Here is a 13,316-nt window from a genome sequence, read left to right as displayed (position 1 = left end):
ATGGAATTTAAAACCTTAAGAAATATTGAAAATAGTTTCAGGCAAATCAGATTGTATGCCATTGTGTTTGCATTGTTCTGTATCGGAGTAACCGGATATGCGGTTTGGCAATCGTATCACTTTGCAGAACTGCAACGTCAAAAGGTGTATGTGTTGGATAATGGTAAATCCTTAATGCTGGCTTTGGCTCAGGATGCTTCTATCAATCGTCCGGTGGAAGCCAGGGAACACGTCAGACGTTTTCATGAACTTTTCTTCACACTGGCACCCGACAAGAATGCTATCGAAAGTAATATGAAACGTGCGTTCAATCTCGCAGACAAAAGTGCTTTCGATTACTATAAAGACTTGTCTGAAAAAGGATATTACAATCGTATTATTTCAGGAAATGTGCAACAGCGTATCGAAATAGATAGTGTGGTATGCAACTTCGATAGTTATCCGTATGCTGTGAGAACTTATGCTGGGCAATTTATTATTAGATCCAGTAATGTAACCAAGCGTAATCTAGTGACATCTTGTTACCTCGTGAATTCTGTTCGATCGGATAATAATCCACAAGGCTTCAATATAGAAAAGTTCAATGTAGTAGCCAATAATGATATAGAAATTATGGAACGTTAAAGTCAAAGAATATGGAACAGCAATTTGATTTAGACGCATTCTCAAAAATCCTTACTGATAAAGGGTATGACGGTTATTTCCATACGGAGGGTTGTTGTGCAGGCAAACTGAAGGATAGCATCAGTGAGTTTTTGGAAGCTTGGGACAATGGTAAAGAAGTTCCATTGTTAGAAAATCATCTGCATTTATCTACTTACCTCCAATGGAATGGTGAAGACAAACCAACGATTAAGTGCAATATGTGCGTAAGATATGAGAACGGGAAATTCGATTTACAGGAAGCAGAAATGTATATAAGAAGTATAGACCGTTACGGGCAATTATTGAAGCAATCTAAACTGACCACTCTGACCGCAAGTTCAGTTCCGACAGCAAAAGAAGCTATTGCTCAAGTATCAGATAAACTTAAACAACAGTTGTCTTCAAGAAGCAGGCGATTTAAACTGTGAAACCCGATAAACATTAAAGTATGAAAAAAATAAGAGCAAATATGGATAGCTATTTTGATAAAGTGGATGATCGTTGGCGAGCATTACCCTTGCGAAAACAGTACAAGTACCTCTTGTATTGTTTCCTGGTTTATCTGATTCTAACTATAGCTGTTATTCTAAAGGTTTGGTATGATACAGGAAAATCCAATCATAGAGTGGTTATTGAGCATATTGAAAATCCAGTTGTTAAAAAGAAAGAATCAGCTGTATTGTCGCAGGATTCATTGTTGAAAAATAAAAAAAATAGAAGACATGAAAGAAAATGAAAATAAAAAAAATACCGTCTTTGTTACAGATGGTACTCAAAATAAAGCTTCGGATGTAATATTAGAAAGTAGTCTGAATAAAGGCGATAAATTTAAAAAGCCAATCATCTTTGCGTTGATGGGGATTGTATTTCTGGGATGTATGTATTTGATATTTAAATCATCTGAGAATAGCAAAGTGACAGAAGATATAGGTCTCAATGATTCGGTTCCTGAAGCTACTGATAACGGCTTACAGGATGATAAGGAAAAAGCCTATGAGGAGGCAATATTGGAGCAAAAGAATCTGGAAAAACGAAAATCACTATTGTCTCTTTCTGATTATTGGAAAGAAGACGATATTGATAGTACAACTCCAGTTATTTCTGAAGATAGGAATGAAGCTTCTAATAATATTGTAGGAAACTCAAATCCTTCTTTAGATAGTTATCGTAATGCACAAAATGCAATAGGTACTTTTTATCAGAATGATAATTCGGAGACATTGCAACTGCGTAAACAATTGGATGAACTAAAAGAACAATTGGCTAAAAAAAATGAGACACCAATTGATCCTGTGGAAAGTCAATTGGAATTAATGGAGAAATCGTATCAGATGGCGGCAAAATATCTTCCAACAAATGCGGTTTTAGGGGGACAGCCAAAGGAACAAAAAACAGTACTTTCTGGTTCATCAAATCAAAAAGAAACTTTTGTAGCATTTATTCCTACCCATAAAAATGTGGTTTCTTCTTTACAGCGAGCACTCCCTGATAGTACGTTTATCGCTAATTGGAGTGAAAAACGGAACAGCGGATTTTATACAGTAGGTAAAACCGAGCAACAAATACAGCCCAAAAATAGTATCCGTGCTGTTGTGCAACAAACACAGCTTGTAACGGAGGAGAGTAGTGTTCATTTACGCTTATTAGAACCTGCCAAAATAGGAACTCATATTATTCCGGCAGGGACAGTATTGACAGCCAATTCAAAATTCCAACAAGGACGTGTCCAAATGAAAATTAGTTCGATAGAACAGCAAGGCGATATTATTCCGGTTAACATTATAGTGTTTGGACTGGATGGGCAAGAAGGTTTGTTTGTACCTTATTCTCCCGAAATGAGTGCTTTTAAAGAAATGGCGGCTAATATGGGACAGACTTCAGGAAGCAGTATTATGATGACCAATTCTGCCGGACAACAAATAGCAGGAGATTTGAGCCGTGGATTGGTACAAGGTGTTTCTGGATATTTTTCTAAAAAAATGAGAACTCCAAAAGTAACACTCAAAGCAGGACATCAAGTATTTCTTGTTTCTAAAAAATAAACATTCAATTCTTTAAACTTTATACAACATGAAAACAATAATGAAAAACATATTAATAGCATTAATCTTAGTATTAGGCTATGCTACGCCATTTCAGGCACAACAGACTGTTCATAATATCAAAAAGCTGGACTTGGGAAAAATAGAACCGTATAAGATAGAAGTAACTTACAGTAAAACTTCGCATTTGATATTTCCTGCTGCTATCCGCTACGTTGATTTAGGAAGTGATTATCTGGTTGCAGCCAGGGCGGAAGATGCAGAAAATGTATTACGAGTAAAGGCAGCTGTTCGCGATTTTGATGAAGAAACCAACTTTTCGGTAATTACCGAGGATGGACGTTTCTATAATTTCAATGTGCTTTACAACTCTTTTCCCGTTACTCTGAATTACAATCTTCTGGAAATGCAAAAGGGGATAAGTAGGGAGAATGCTAATGATGTCCTTTTTGAAGAATTAGGTAAAAATGCTCCATCATTAGTGGGAGAGTTAATGGAAACGATTTATAAAAAAGACAAGCAGCTTATAAGAAATATTGAAACTAAAAGTTTTGGAATTCAATTTTTATTAAAAGGGATCTATATCCACGACGATAAATTCTATTTCCATACCGAGGTTCTTAATCTTACCAATGTGCCGTTTCGAATCGATTTTATTGATTTCAAAGTAGTAGATAAAAAGCTCGCTAAACGTACTGTGATACAAGAAAGAACGATAACTCCATTACGAATATATAAACCGCTAGATGAAATTACAGGTAATACAGTAGAGCGAAATGTATTTCTGTTGGATCTATTTACTATTGCCAATGACAAAGTACTCCTTATAGAGATTTTCGAAAAGAATGGTGGCAGACATCAGCTATTAAAAATAGAAAATTCTGATTTGGTTAAAGCAAAACTTATCAAGGATATGAAGTTAAAGATTAATTGATTTTAATAAAAAACATAAAAAGGGGTTGTTTCACAATTGGTGAGGCAGCCTCTTGCTATTTGTTGAATATATTTATTTCTTAACCTTTTAAAAACAATAAGTTATAGGCAAGAAACGTTTTTTTTAAATTAAAAGAGTGAAATATAAACGTACACATTATGAATCCAACATTGTTTTTAAGCATCTTAGCTTTGTTAAGTGGTTTTGGTCTTCGTTACTGGATTAACAGAAGAAAATTTTATAGAAGAAGCCCAATGGGAGCGGAAGGTTTTTCGAGTTATGAAAAATCAGTATTGATTTCTTTTCTGGAGCGTACAGGGAAATGGATTGCTTTTATTTTGATTGTTTTTGGACTTTTGTTCTTCTGGAGTTATTCAAGACAAAAGAAAGAAAAAGAAGAAGTGGTTATAATTGAAACACAAAATCCAAAATAATCAAGCGGCATTCTTTTGCTTCTTTTCTTTGGTCGCTGATGTAGAAAGAAAAGAAGTTAAACCAAATCAATAAAGAGGATAATGAATATTCTCATGCAAAACCCGCAAGCTTTTTGGTAAAATGGGAGGATTCACATTTTACTAAAGTGCTTGTACCTTTTTTTAGTAAAAAGACTTTCCCGACCATCGTAAGGGAGTGTCTTTTTACTCTGATTTCATCATAAATAATAAAGCGACGTTCTTTTGCTTCTTTTCTTTGGTCGCTTATGTGGAAAGAAAAGAAGTTTGAAAATAAATAATGAGGATAACGAATATCCTCATGCAAAACTCACAAGCTTTTCGGTAAAATGGGAGGATTCACATTTTGCCAAAGTGCTTGTATCCTTTCTTGCAAAAAGACTTTCCCGACCATCGGAAGGGAGTGTCTTTTTGCAGCCCGATTTTGAGCTTAGCCAACTGGAATGGGTTGTGACCTAAAATCTTTCAAATTCAGAAAAAAGCCTCTGTATTGGGTAAGTCCGTTGCGAAATAAAGCCCATAAAAGAGAACTTCCCATTTGTGCAAGTGCAGAATTGATATATAAATCTTGTCTTTCTAAGGCTTCTGCAAGGGAACAACTTGGAGTATCATCTATAATTTCGGACTGTTTCAGCAGTTCTGGAAATTCTTCGGTTACAAATGGCAAGTTACAAACAGTATCGTATTTCTCTGAATTAGGCTGTTTAATAGTACCTATAGAGGATAGTATAACCTGTCCTGTGTGTTGGCTATTGCCAAAATCCATCCAATAACGTGGGCGATTAGCATAAGCTCTACTGTTATTAAGTAGTTTTAAAATGTCAGCAATTTCAAAACGAGCTTTCACGCTATCCACACAGCTAATAAAAATACTTGCTCCCGCATTTTCGGGTAATATATCCAAACTGTCTTTTTCAAATTTTATGGTTTCCGCTTTCCAGTTTGTACCCGACCAACGGTTGGCACGGTTTATCAGTGCGACCGATTTGTACAGTCCTGTTTCAGAATCTGCAAATCGTTGTCTGCCCAAATTGGCTTCCGTTATACTATCATCATCCCACAAGCGAACGCTCAAACCTGCATGACCTAAAGCAATTAGGCTATGATTCATTTCAATTAGGGAAGTTAGTACTTTTGAACCTGTACCACCAGCACCGATAAGATTTACCGTTATTGGATTTGTGGGATTCATTAAATAGTTATCCGTAAAATGGACTTTTGTTTTTTCGATATTCATGACAATACATCTTTTAAGGTTTTACCATTCTTTTTTAATACTTCTTTAGGAAAAGTGGTGTTTGTATTGACAAGACTTTCCCAAAGTGTTACACAGTTTCCTTCTATCGGATTGTAGTCTGGCATCAAATGACTGAAATAGCTGTTGAAAAAATAATTTTCCCATGCAATTGTAAATTCTTCTAATGAAGCAATTTTCTTCATCTGAACATCTACCGTTCCCATGCAAACATTGGCATTTTCATATACATTAAAAAAAGGAGCATTGTACAATTTTGTGTTTTCTTTAGGTCTGCGATTACTTCCCAAAGCAAAAACAGAAAGACTGTTTTTGTTGGCAATCCATAACATAGGAGGTACATTTACCAAGCCTTTTGGGATTCCTAAATTTTCTGTAAAACACATTTCTCTTTGCATGGCTTTGGTAAACCAGATTACTTTATTTTGGGTAGGGTCAATATGTAAAATAGCATTGCTTATTATTCCTTCTGATTTTAAACAAGGTTCTTTTTCTTCTTTGGCTGTTTTCAATGCCTTTGCCAGTTGGTTTGCTTCTCTTACAGTTAATGGATGGGCATTAATAGGATTCCCATTTTTATCCATGTCAAAATATTCTACATAGGTATCAGAATTCATTCCTTTAGTCTGGTAGAATACTAATGCAGATTTAGGATGATACAGTGTTCCAAAATTTTCTGTAATGTCTTTCATCACTATTGTTTTAAAAATTGTTTAATAGGTAAATTAATTCTCCGATAAGGGCAAACAATCTATTCTCAAAATCAAGATTGTTTGCTGTGATGTCACTTCCATCGAAACGCTTAACGATACTAGGCTCTTCAATTTGTCCGTATTCTTGTAATTCGTTATTTACGCATTGAATAATATTTTCATTTAGCCAACCTTTTCCATCAGCATAAAAAGATATGTAGTAATCCATTGTTAAAATGTTATCTGTTTCTTCTTCGTTTTCGTCTGCTTCATCGCTGGGTCTTGCATTTCGAAATACATTTTCATTTGGATATTGTTCTAAAAGGATATAGGTTTCTTGAGCTAATTTTAAACAATCCTGTTCAAAAATGTTCGTACATTTAAAGTGGTTCAATCGTTTTTTGAAAAAAGTTAAATTGGCAGTATTGAAGATTTTTTGTTCCATTTTGTCACCAATACATTCCGCTTGTTCGAATTCACTCAAATAAATGGATGTTTCATCGGAATCATCATCAGTTAGTTGCCATTCTTTTAACATCTCGTATTGATAATACAGAAAACTATTTTCCTGTCTGTAATAAGGGATGTTTACACTATGATAGAGATAACTACAAACTGATAATAAAAGCTGTGCACTGTATTTTTGTTTTCTGTTTTTCAGTAATCTGTACAGTGGTACTACAGGAATATAATATAGTGTAGAGTTAGTATTGTATCGTTCTTCACTTGTAAAAAAGGTTTTTTTACTATCCTTTACGAGTTTGATTTCTTCCCAATCCTTAACTTTATCTTTTAGTTTTTCTTTGGTGTCCCATAAAGCCAAAGCGATATTATATGGAAAACCAAAAGATTGGGTATGTATGGGGTTAATGTTATAATGCGTTGCAAGTTGGGAAAGAGATTGGTAAAAATCTCTTTCCGTTTTTGCTGTTTTCTTACAAGCCTTTACCGTTTTCGTTTCTGCCAAAACTGGCAGGAATGAAGTTCTTAAAAAACCATTGGCAACATGGGTACTGGTACGGACTGTTGTTTGTCCTTGCGAATTTCGTTTGCGTCCTTTGTTCGTTTCATCCAGTTTGCGAACTCTCCTAATTGGCGGTGTAATTGCTTTTGTTTGGATTCTTTGGGTAGCTGTATCATACCCGCTATGATATGTGATTGCATAAGTCATGTTTTATTGTTTTAGGTTTAACCTTTCGTACCTATAGCACTTTCAAAGCGGTATTGTACTGTATCATCCTTTATTGTAGGTGCGCCAATTTTTGCGGTTGTAAGTATGGGATAAGTATTGGAATAAAAATTTAATACCGCTTGTACACTCCATTTTGGTTCGGGATCTGTGAGTTTGATTTCTTGTCCTTTATCGTTAAACAGAAATACTCTTTCTAATTGCGTGGCTAATAACATAATGATTCAATTTAGATTAAACATTTTCTTGCTCTGCTGCGAAAAGACTAGGCGAAGCGAATTTATCGGATAGTTCCTTTTTACGTTTGTGTATTGCTTCGGCATATTCAGGATAATCGTTAGGATTAGGTACTTTCATCCAGGCATCACGGGGTTTGCCATCGTTGTCCAATTCATCAGCCTTTGCCATAGCTTCTTTGTATTTCTTTTCTTTTTCGTCCTTCGCTTTTTTCTCCTTATCGGTTTTTTCTTTTTCCATTGCCGATTGCTTTTGGGCGTTTTCCAATTGCTTCATGTATGCTTCCATGTTGACCATTAAACCCGAGGCAGTTTGTAAGGGTACTGCAATACTTTCAAAAAATCCCTCGTCTAGTTCTTCTGCTGTCCCTCTAAGATTAAGAGGGGGGATTAGTTGTTTGGCATTGTCTCCACATTGTTCGTTTTGGATTAGAATAGAAACAACCAGTTTGTTTTCTGCACCTCTTGATATGGTTAGCTGTAAATTGCCTGTGATTTCTAATTGTGCTATCTGATTGAAAAAATTAGTGTTCATCTCTTAAATTTTTAAAGTGTTATTTAATCCGTTTTTAATTGCCGTTAATTTTTTGTACATATCCATCCAATAGGCTTTTTGTCTTTCATTGAAATCTGAAAAATCGTTACCCTCCTGTTGATAGTCTTTGTATTCTGCCGTTATTTTGATGGCTTCATCAAGGTCGGATACCTCAATAGTGCAACCGTTCAAATCAATTACTTCCATTCATCAAAAAATTTATGTTGATAGCGTTCGCACCAATTTTTGCAAATGAACTACATAGTTCGAATGCTTTTTGAGACTTTATTTGTGCCGTACCTCCTAATACAATGGATTGTAATTTGGCTTCATCATCTTTATAATTGCGTACATTTTGGTAGTAGCCAGTCACAGCGTTATAAGCCCCAAATAATGTCCCTTTTGTGGTTTCCATCTGTTGGGTATCATTAGTCATAGCATAAGCATAAACACTTTCAACGGTGTTTTTGAACACGGTGGATATTTCGTCTTCATTCCCTTTTTTGATATGCTCTAGGGTTTCTTTATTGGGACAAAGTGCCAACTGTATCAATTTTTCTACCTCCTTATCACTTACTTTTACTTTCGCCCAGTCATTGAAGATGTTTTCTAATTGGTTGCTAAACTCGTTTGCCAATCCCATTACTTTGTGGGCATTGTCCAAACGTTGTTTAGCTCCCGAAGTATGGCGGATGCGTACCACGTTACTCATATTGCGAAGTGAAGCGTTAAGCGTATTTTGGCAAACAATTCGAACAGGGGTAAAGGCTGCGGTAATACTTCCGCTACCATCGTGAGAAGTGGTAAGGAAAATATATTTTTCTGTTACATCATCGCCATTACCCACACGGATATAATCAGGCAGTTTTGCAGTTATGAAAATGCGTTCCCCATTACCTAAAGCCCCTGCGGTCTCGTATAAGATTCCGTCAGTTCCTCCAACAATAGCATCAAAAAAACTAAAAGCCTCCCGATTTTGCACAATATGGTAGTCTTTACCTACCACACCCAAAACGCTGTTGTTGTCAGTGCGCATAGTAGCAAAATAATTAGGCACGTTTAGTTCGTTGTCTCTAATTTCTATACTATTTGTATTTTGAATGATATTAGAGCCTTTTGTGTATAGCAGCCTTTTGATTACTTCATAATCCAGTCCTGCGTGTCGGATTGCTTCTGCACTTGTGGGATAATCTTGTACAATTTGTCCTAAACCGTGCCATGCTTTTTCCTGAACGCTTAAAAAAGAATAACGTCCAGTTTCTTCGTTGAAATTTAAATTATGTGCCATGATATTGAGATTTTAAAATTTGAAAAGATTAAATGAATTGTGTTAGAATGGTAAATCGTCTCCAGTATCTTGATTTGGAGTTTTGGTTTTCTGTTCGTTGGTGCTTGTCTGAGCGTTTTCTATTTTCTTACCGCCTCCATGCAATTTGATAGTTGAAGTATGGAAATTTAAACTTGCTCTTAATTCTCCATTATTGGCTGTCCACGGTCTTGTGCTAACTCTACCTGTAAGCTCTACCAAAGTACCTTTCGTGAGTATCTTCGCTACATTTGGGCTTATCCAGTAAGAGCAGTCGAAATAGGTAGTTTGTTCTATGCGTTCGCCCTGTTTGTTGCGATAACTGTCATTTGTAGCTATTGAAAAGTTCACTACTTGTTTTTCTTTTAACGTTGTGCGTACTTCCGCATCCCTTGTCAGTCTTCCGATGATGTTCATAATCTTTAATTTTTAGAGTTAAATTTTTATTTTATTTATTCGGCAATGAGAGGAGGAGCTGTTTCGTTTCATTCTATTACCATTTCTAATGCTTTTGTTTTCCATAATTGACATTTTTTTATTCGTCTAAAGAGCCGGAGTATGCTTTGTTTCGTTTCAGGAGCATAAAAGGTTAGTGTTTAGCAGGAGCAAGGTATTGTCAAATAAATACAACCCGAATGGGTGGAGATTTTTTGACAAACCCGTAGGGCATGACCTTGTTTCTGCGTTAAGAACACTAGTATACCTTTGCTCTTGAAATGGGACAAAACAGCATACTGGCTCTTGAATAAAAAAAGCCGTGGAAGTGATTAAAAAGGCATTGAGTAAATGGTTCAATGTGATTTAAAAAAAATGAATTAATGAGATAGAATTTCTAAAAACTTTAAGTGTCATTATTTTCTAAATATTTGGCTATGAAAGCCCTATAAAAGGATCTTGAAAAATACTGTTTGGGAGAAGATTTGGATTTTTTCAAGATGCTTTTATTAGGCATCCGATTAAGCTCTTTTATGAAGTAGAGTAGCGGATGAGTAAATGTGCTTTGAGGATTTGATGTTTATATGTTGGATATACATTATCGTAGGAGTCAGTTAAAGCCAAAAAACTCCATTCAGAACACCATATCGATTATTTATTTGTTACTCTATTACATTAGCTATATGAATGGCTGATAAAAAAGCTATTGTTCCAAAAAATAAAAAATAAAAACAATAGATAGTGTTATGGGGGAGATTGTAACTAAAGAAGATTTAAGGCAGTTTGGTATATTATTAATTGATAGTATGCGAACTATTATCCAAGAAAATAATAATGATAAAACCGAAATATTAGAGCTTGAATGGCTGAAAAGTAAGGCTGTGAGAAAGCTTCTGGATATTTCTGCAGGTTCAGTACAGAATTTAAGGATGACGCAGAAAGTCCGATTTAAAAAAGTTCTTGGCTCCTATTACTACAATAAAAATGATCTGCTAAAACTTTTTAAAGATGAATCAAACAAATAGTAAAACAGAAGACCAAATAATAGATCAATTATCTATTTATATGGATGATCCGCAGCTAAATGTTTGGCATTTAGCTATTTTAACAGCAATTTTAAGTTTGGGATATAGGCAGAAGGAAAGACATAGGATTAGAGTCAGCCGACGTAAAATTATGTTATTGTCACATATTAGTACAATTCCAACTTATCATAAATATTTTAAACAGCTTCAGGAGTTGGGGTATATTAAATATAAACCTTCCTACCACCCAGGTTATAGAAGTGAAGTTGAATTAAATCAAAAGAGGTTATCTGATAGATAACCTCTTTCCTTTTTTTAGTATAGTGTCAAATTTTATTGGTTCTATGTTTAGAAGGATGAAATATTATATTTCTCTTTAATTAATTCTATTTCATTCTCCAATCTGTTCAGTGTAGTTAAATCTTCCTGTGATATTTCAGTTTTTTCAAGCTTTAGTTTTTTATTCAGAAGTGTCATTTCCCGACCTATAGTAGCTTGTTCTGTGATAGCGTAAGCTTCCGTCTGTTTCACTGATGAATGCCCTAACATTTCCTTTACAACATTAATAGGGACGTTATTATTTAATGTTACTGTACTTCCAAATGTTCTGCGTGCCATATGCGTATTGAGCGTGAAGGGAAAACCGCATAATTCAGCAATTTCTTTAAGGTATTCATTCATTTTCTGATTTGAAGAAACAGGTAGTACGGTTCCGCGCTTAAGGCATAAGGGATGATCTTTATATTTTTCAAGAATTTTGATAGCCTTTGGAAGAAGCGGAATTCTTGCCGTAGAATTTGTTTTCTGTCTTTCATATAAAATCCATTGATTTCCGTCAACACCATCTTTTATGTCGGCTCTCTGAAGCTGAAAAGCATCAATGTAAGCAAGTCCCGTATAGCATTGGAAAACAAAAATATCACGCACAGTATTAAGTCTGTCTGTTGAAAATTGATGTCTCTCAAGTTCAGCTAATTCTTTAGCAGAAATAGGCTTCTTTATAATTTTAGTTTTCTTTCCTTTAAAACTCTTAAATGGATCTTTAATAATGATTTCTTTATCGATGGCTCGTATTACAATTTTTTTGAAGTTGGAAATGTATTTAAGTGTGGTATTATTTGCGCATTTCCTAACTGTACGGAGATAGAACTCAAAATCTTTTATAAATTCAAAATTTAAATCAGCAAATTCAAAATCACTGGCATTATATTTTAATTTAATGAAAGCTGTAACGTGGTTTTTAGTGATATTGAATCTCTCTAGTGTGGCTTCTGTATATCCGTTACCAATTAGCGCTTTCATTTCATCATTGTGTTTTTGAAATTCTTCCAGCACCCGAGCTCTGGGTGTTATTCTTCCCATAACATGATCCATAATCTTTTGAGAGGTTATGGGTTTTCCTGTATACATAATTTCTGTTTTGATTTCATGGATTTTCGTAGTGAGTGAATCCAGAAAAAAATTCAGCGATTTTGCATCTTCTTTTGTTCCTATTGCTCTCTCTGTTTTCTGGTTCCAGCGCTCAATGTCCCATTGGCGTCTGGTTGATGCTTCTTTTGGGATACCGTCAACGGTAATCCTGAAATAAACGGTTCTAATGTTACTTTCATGGCGGGGTACTTTCAAAAAGAAAATTAGCCCAAAGCTTTTCTCTAGCATAATTCAACTTATTAGATTAGTAAATGTAGAATTATAACTTAATTTAGACAAGATGTAAACCAGCTTAACCCCTATGATAACGGGACATAAGATGAAATTTTGTGGCACAATTTTAAAATTTCACGCTGTGCCACGAATGTGCCATATAGATTTTGCGTGATTTTATAAATATTGAAAAGTGGTATAAAAGAAAAAACCCTGCAAATCGTTTGATTTGCAGGGTTTACCGCTTTTTTAGGCTTTTTTGAAAACTTTGAAAAGTCTCTTTTTTAGCCTTCAGCGGAGAAAGAGGGATTCGAACCCCCGGACCTGTTACAGTCAACAGTTTTCAAGACTGCCGCATTCGACCGCTCTGCCATTTCTCCTGTATGTTGCTATCATTTTGTGATTGCGAGTGCAAATATAGGAGGTTTTTATTGATAAAAAAAATATTTAATGATTACCTAAGAACTTATTCTTCTAAAAAAGGACTGTAATTTTTTAATTGAGTTTTAACTGGTTGAAAACTAGTAGAAAAACCTAATAAAATTAATTTGTTTTTTTTTGAAATATAAAGACTTGTACTCTTTTATTGTTTTAGAATAATGGTGATAGCTAGAGAAATTGTTGGATTGGAAAAAATTAAACTATAGACATGACATCCAAACTAAAGAAGGATTTCTATATTTGACTACTATTGTGGATTTATTTATATGACAGAAAAATTATACGTTGGAGTTTGAGCGATGGAATGAGTAAAAAGGAACCCTCTCTTAAAGCTTGGAAAATGGCAGTTAAAAACCGAATATTGGAGAGGTTTGATTTTTCATTCAGACAGAGTGTTCAATATGCCAGCAAAAAGTTTGTAAATGTTCTTGATTCTTATAAAAAAATAAACCGCAGTATGAGCCGTAAAGGAAATTGTTAGGATA

The 13,316-nt window shown here is 34.8% G+C and carries 17 protein-coding genes and 1 tRNA gene; 8 read left to right on the top strand and 10 right to left on the bottom strand.

Annotated elements, in window-relative coordinates; genetic code table 11:
- From traK to FDM27_RS12885, 6 genes are all read left to right on the top strand, one after another.
- Positions 1 to 624: a conjugative transposon protein TraK gene (traK, locus tag FDM27_RS12910; RefSeq protein ID WP_140487030.1), complete on the top strand. Its 624-nt coding sequence runs from the start codon at positions 1 to 3 to the stop codon at positions 622 to 624.
- Positions 625 to 635: 11 nt separating this feature from the next.
- A complete protein-coding gene (locus tag FDM27_RS12905) occupies positions 636 to 1,073 on the top strand; it encodes a hypothetical protein (protein WP_140487028.1) in 438 nt (145 codons plus the stop codon).
- 20 nt (positions 1,074 to 1,093) lie between these two features.
- Positions 1,094 to 1,381 (top strand): nitrogen regulatory IIA protein, encoded by a 288-nt coding sequence (locus FDM27_RS12900; protein ID WP_140487026.1) that lies wholly within the window; start codon positions 1,094 to 1,096, stop codon positions 1,379 to 1,381.
- Complete coding sequence (traM, locus tag FDM27_RS12895; protein ID WP_140487023.1) at positions 1,368 to 2,687, top strand: conjugative transposon protein TraM; 1,320 nt, start codon at positions 1,368 to 1,370, stop codon at positions 2,685 to 2,687. Before FDM27_RS12900 ends, traM begins: the two co-directional genes overlap by 14 nt.
- A 40-nt stretch (positions 2,688 to 2,727) precedes the next feature.
- A complete protein-coding gene (traN, locus tag FDM27_RS12890; protein WP_140487408.1) occupies positions 2,728 to 3,621 on the top strand; it encodes a conjugative transposon protein TraN in 894 nt (297 codons plus the stop codon).
- A 158-nt stretch (positions 3,622 to 3,779) separates the two neighbouring features.
- Positions 3,780 to 4,055, top strand: a complete 276-nt coding sequence (locus FDM27_RS12885) for a molybdenum ABC transporter permease (protein ID WP_140487021.1) — start codon at positions 3,780 to 3,782, stop codon at positions 4,053 to 4,055.
- 448 nt (positions 4,056 to 4,503) lie between these two features.
- Here the strand turns inward: FDM27_RS12885 and FDM27_RS12880 are convergent, their stop codons facing one another.
- The 8 genes from FDM27_RS12880 to FDM27_RS12845 are packed head-to-tail and all read right to left on the bottom strand — an operon-like array spanning position 4,504 to position 9,703.
- Positions 4,504 to 5,310, bottom strand: coding sequence for a PRTRC system ThiF family protein (locus FDM27_RS12880; protein ID WP_140487019.1), 807 nt, complete (start codon positions 5,308 to 5,310; stop codon positions 4,504 to 4,506).
- Positions 5,307 to 6,020, bottom strand: a complete 714-nt coding sequence (locus FDM27_RS12875) for a PRTRC system protein B (RefSeq protein WP_140487017.1) — start codon at positions 6,018 to 6,020, stop codon at positions 5,307 to 5,309. The genes FDM27_RS12880 and FDM27_RS12875 overlap by 4 nt, the downstream gene beginning before the upstream one ends.
- A 10-nt stretch (positions 6,021 to 6,030) precedes the next feature.
- Positions 6,031 to 7,191, bottom strand: a complete 1,161-nt coding sequence (locus tag FDM27_RS12870) for a hypothetical protein (RefSeq protein WP_140487015.1) — start codon at positions 7,189 to 7,191, stop codon at positions 6,031 to 6,033.
- Positions 7,192 to 7,208: 17 nt separating this feature from the next.
- The gene (locus FDM27_RS12865; protein WP_026713446.1) at positions 7,209 to 7,427 is read right to left on the bottom strand and encodes a PRTRC system protein C; all 219 of its coding nucleotides are present in this window, start codon (positions 7,425 to 7,427) and stop codon (positions 7,209 to 7,211) included.
- Between the two features lie 16 nt (positions 7,428 to 7,443).
- Positions 7,444 to 7,980, bottom strand: a complete 537-nt coding sequence (locus FDM27_RS12860) for a PRTRC system protein E (protein WP_026713445.1) — start codon at positions 7,978 to 7,980, stop codon at positions 7,444 to 7,446.
- A 3-nt stretch (positions 7,981 to 7,983) separates the two neighbouring features.
- Positions 7,984 to 8,187, bottom strand: a complete 204-nt coding sequence (locus tag FDM27_RS12855; RefSeq protein ID WP_140487013.1) for a hypothetical protein — start codon at positions 8,185 to 8,187, stop codon at positions 7,984 to 7,986.
- Positions 8,174 to 9,268, bottom strand: coding sequence for a DUF932 domain-containing protein (locus tag FDM27_RS12850; protein ID WP_140487012.1), 1,095 nt, complete (start codon positions 9,266 to 9,268; stop codon positions 8,174 to 8,176). The genes FDM27_RS12855 and FDM27_RS12850 overlap by 14 nt, the downstream gene beginning before the upstream one ends.
- A 42-nt stretch (positions 9,269 to 9,310) precedes the next feature.
- Positions 9,311 to 9,703 (bottom strand): single-stranded DNA-binding protein, encoded by a 393-nt coding sequence (locus tag FDM27_RS12845; RefSeq protein WP_140487009.1) that lies wholly within the window; start codon positions 9,701 to 9,703, stop codon positions 9,311 to 9,313.
- Between the two features lie 764 nt (positions 9,704 to 10,467).
- On the opposite strand from FDM27_RS12845, the gene FDM27_RS12840 reads away from it, so the two are divergent.
- Positions 10,468 to 10,746 carry a DNA-binding protein gene (locus FDM27_RS12840; protein WP_140487007.1) on the top strand — a complete coding sequence of 93 codons (279 nt, stop codon included), beginning with the start codon at positions 10,468 to 10,470 and terminating at the stop codon, positions 10,744 to 10,746.
- Entirely contained in the window at positions 10,730 to 11,047 is a 318-nt protein-coding gene (locus tag FDM27_RS12835; protein ID WP_255510535.1) for a hypothetical protein, read from the top strand. Before FDM27_RS12840 ends, FDM27_RS12835 begins: the two co-directional genes overlap by 17 nt.
- Before the next feature lie 47 nt (positions 11,048 to 11,094).
- On the opposite strand, the gene FDM27_RS12830 is transcribed toward FDM27_RS12835, so the two are convergent.
- Positions 11,095 to 12,405 carry a site-specific integrase gene (locus FDM27_RS12830; RefSeq protein WP_140487005.1) on the bottom strand — a complete coding sequence of 437 codons (1,311 nt, stop codon included), beginning with the start codon at positions 12,403 to 12,405 and terminating at the stop codon, positions 11,095 to 11,097.
- Positions 12,406 to 12,685: 280 nt separating this feature from the next.
- A tRNA-Ser gene (locus tag FDM27_RS12825) sits at positions 12,686 to 12,770 on the bottom strand.
- Between the last annotated feature and the right edge of the window lie 546 nt (positions 12,771 to 13,316).

The organism is Flavobacterium sp. GSA192 (assembly GCF_006386525.1).
GTDB lineage: Bacteria > Bacteroidota > Bacteroidia > Flavobacteriales > Flavobacteriaceae > Flavobacterium > Flavobacterium commune.
Note: the sequence above shows the minus strand (reverse complement) of the source record. Positions and strands in the feature narration are given on the sequence as shown.

Excerpts from the sequence above, each read along its gene's own strand:
- traK (WP_140487030.1), top strand. The coding sequence starts at position 1 with ATGGAATTTAAAACCTTAAGAAATATTGAAAATAGTTTCAGGCAAATC.
- FDM27_RS12905 (WP_140487028.1), top strand. The coding sequence starts at position 636 with ATGGAACAGCAATTTGATTTAGACGCATTCTCAAAAATCCTTACTGAT.
- FDM27_RS12900 (WP_140487026.1), top strand. The coding sequence starts at position 1,094 with ATGAAAAAAATAAGAGCAAATATGGATAGCTATTTTGATAAAGTGGAT.
- traM (WP_140487023.1), top strand. The coding sequence starts at position 1,368 with ATGAAAGAAAATGAAAATAAAAAAAATACCGTCTTTGTTACAGATGGT.
- traN (WP_140487408.1), top strand. The coding sequence starts at position 2,728 with ATGAAAAACATATTAATAGCATTAATCTTAGTATTAGGCTATGCTACG.
- FDM27_RS12885 (WP_140487021.1), top strand. The coding sequence starts at position 3,780 with ATGAATCCAACATTGTTTTTAAGCATCTTAGCTTTGTTAAGTGGTTTT.
- FDM27_RS12880 (WP_140487019.1), bottom strand. The coding sequence starts at position 5,310 with ATGAATATCGAAAAAACAAAAGTCCATTTTACGGATAACTATTTAATG.
- FDM27_RS12875 (WP_140487017.1), bottom strand. The coding sequence starts at position 6,020 with ATGAAAGACATTACAGAAAATTTTGGAACACTGTATCATCCTAAATCT.
- FDM27_RS12870 (WP_140487015.1), bottom strand. The coding sequence starts at position 7,191 with ATGACTTATGCAATCACATATCATAGCGGGTATGATACAGCTACCCAA.
- FDM27_RS12865 (WP_026713446.1), bottom strand. The coding sequence starts at position 7,427 with ATGTTATTAGCCACGCAATTAGAAAGAGTATTTCTGTTTAACGATAAA.
- FDM27_RS12860 (WP_026713445.1), bottom strand. The coding sequence starts at position 7,980 with ATGAACACTAATTTTTTCAATCAGATAGCACAATTAGAAATCACAGGC.
- FDM27_RS12855 (WP_140487013.1), bottom strand. The coding sequence starts at position 8,187 with ATGGAAGTAATTGATTTGAACGGTTGCACTATTGAGGTATCCGACCTT.
- FDM27_RS12850 (WP_140487012.1), bottom strand. The coding sequence starts at position 9,268 with ATGGCACATAATTTAAATTTCAACGAAGAAACTGGACGTTATTCTTTT.
- FDM27_RS12845 (WP_140487009.1), bottom strand. The coding sequence starts at position 9,703 with ATGAACATCATCGGAAGACTGACAAGGGATGCGGAAGTACGCACAACG.
- FDM27_RS12840 (WP_140487007.1), top strand. The coding sequence starts at position 10,468 with ATGGGGGAGATTGTAACTAAAGAAGATTTAAGGCAGTTTGGTATATTA.
- FDM27_RS12835 (WP_255510535.1), top strand. The coding sequence starts at position 10,730 with ATGAATCAAACAAATAGTAAAACAGAAGACCAAATAATAGATCAATTA.
- FDM27_RS12830 (WP_140487005.1), bottom strand. The coding sequence starts at position 12,405 with ATGCTAGAGAAAAGCTTTGGGCTAATTTTCTTTTTGAAAGTACCCCGC.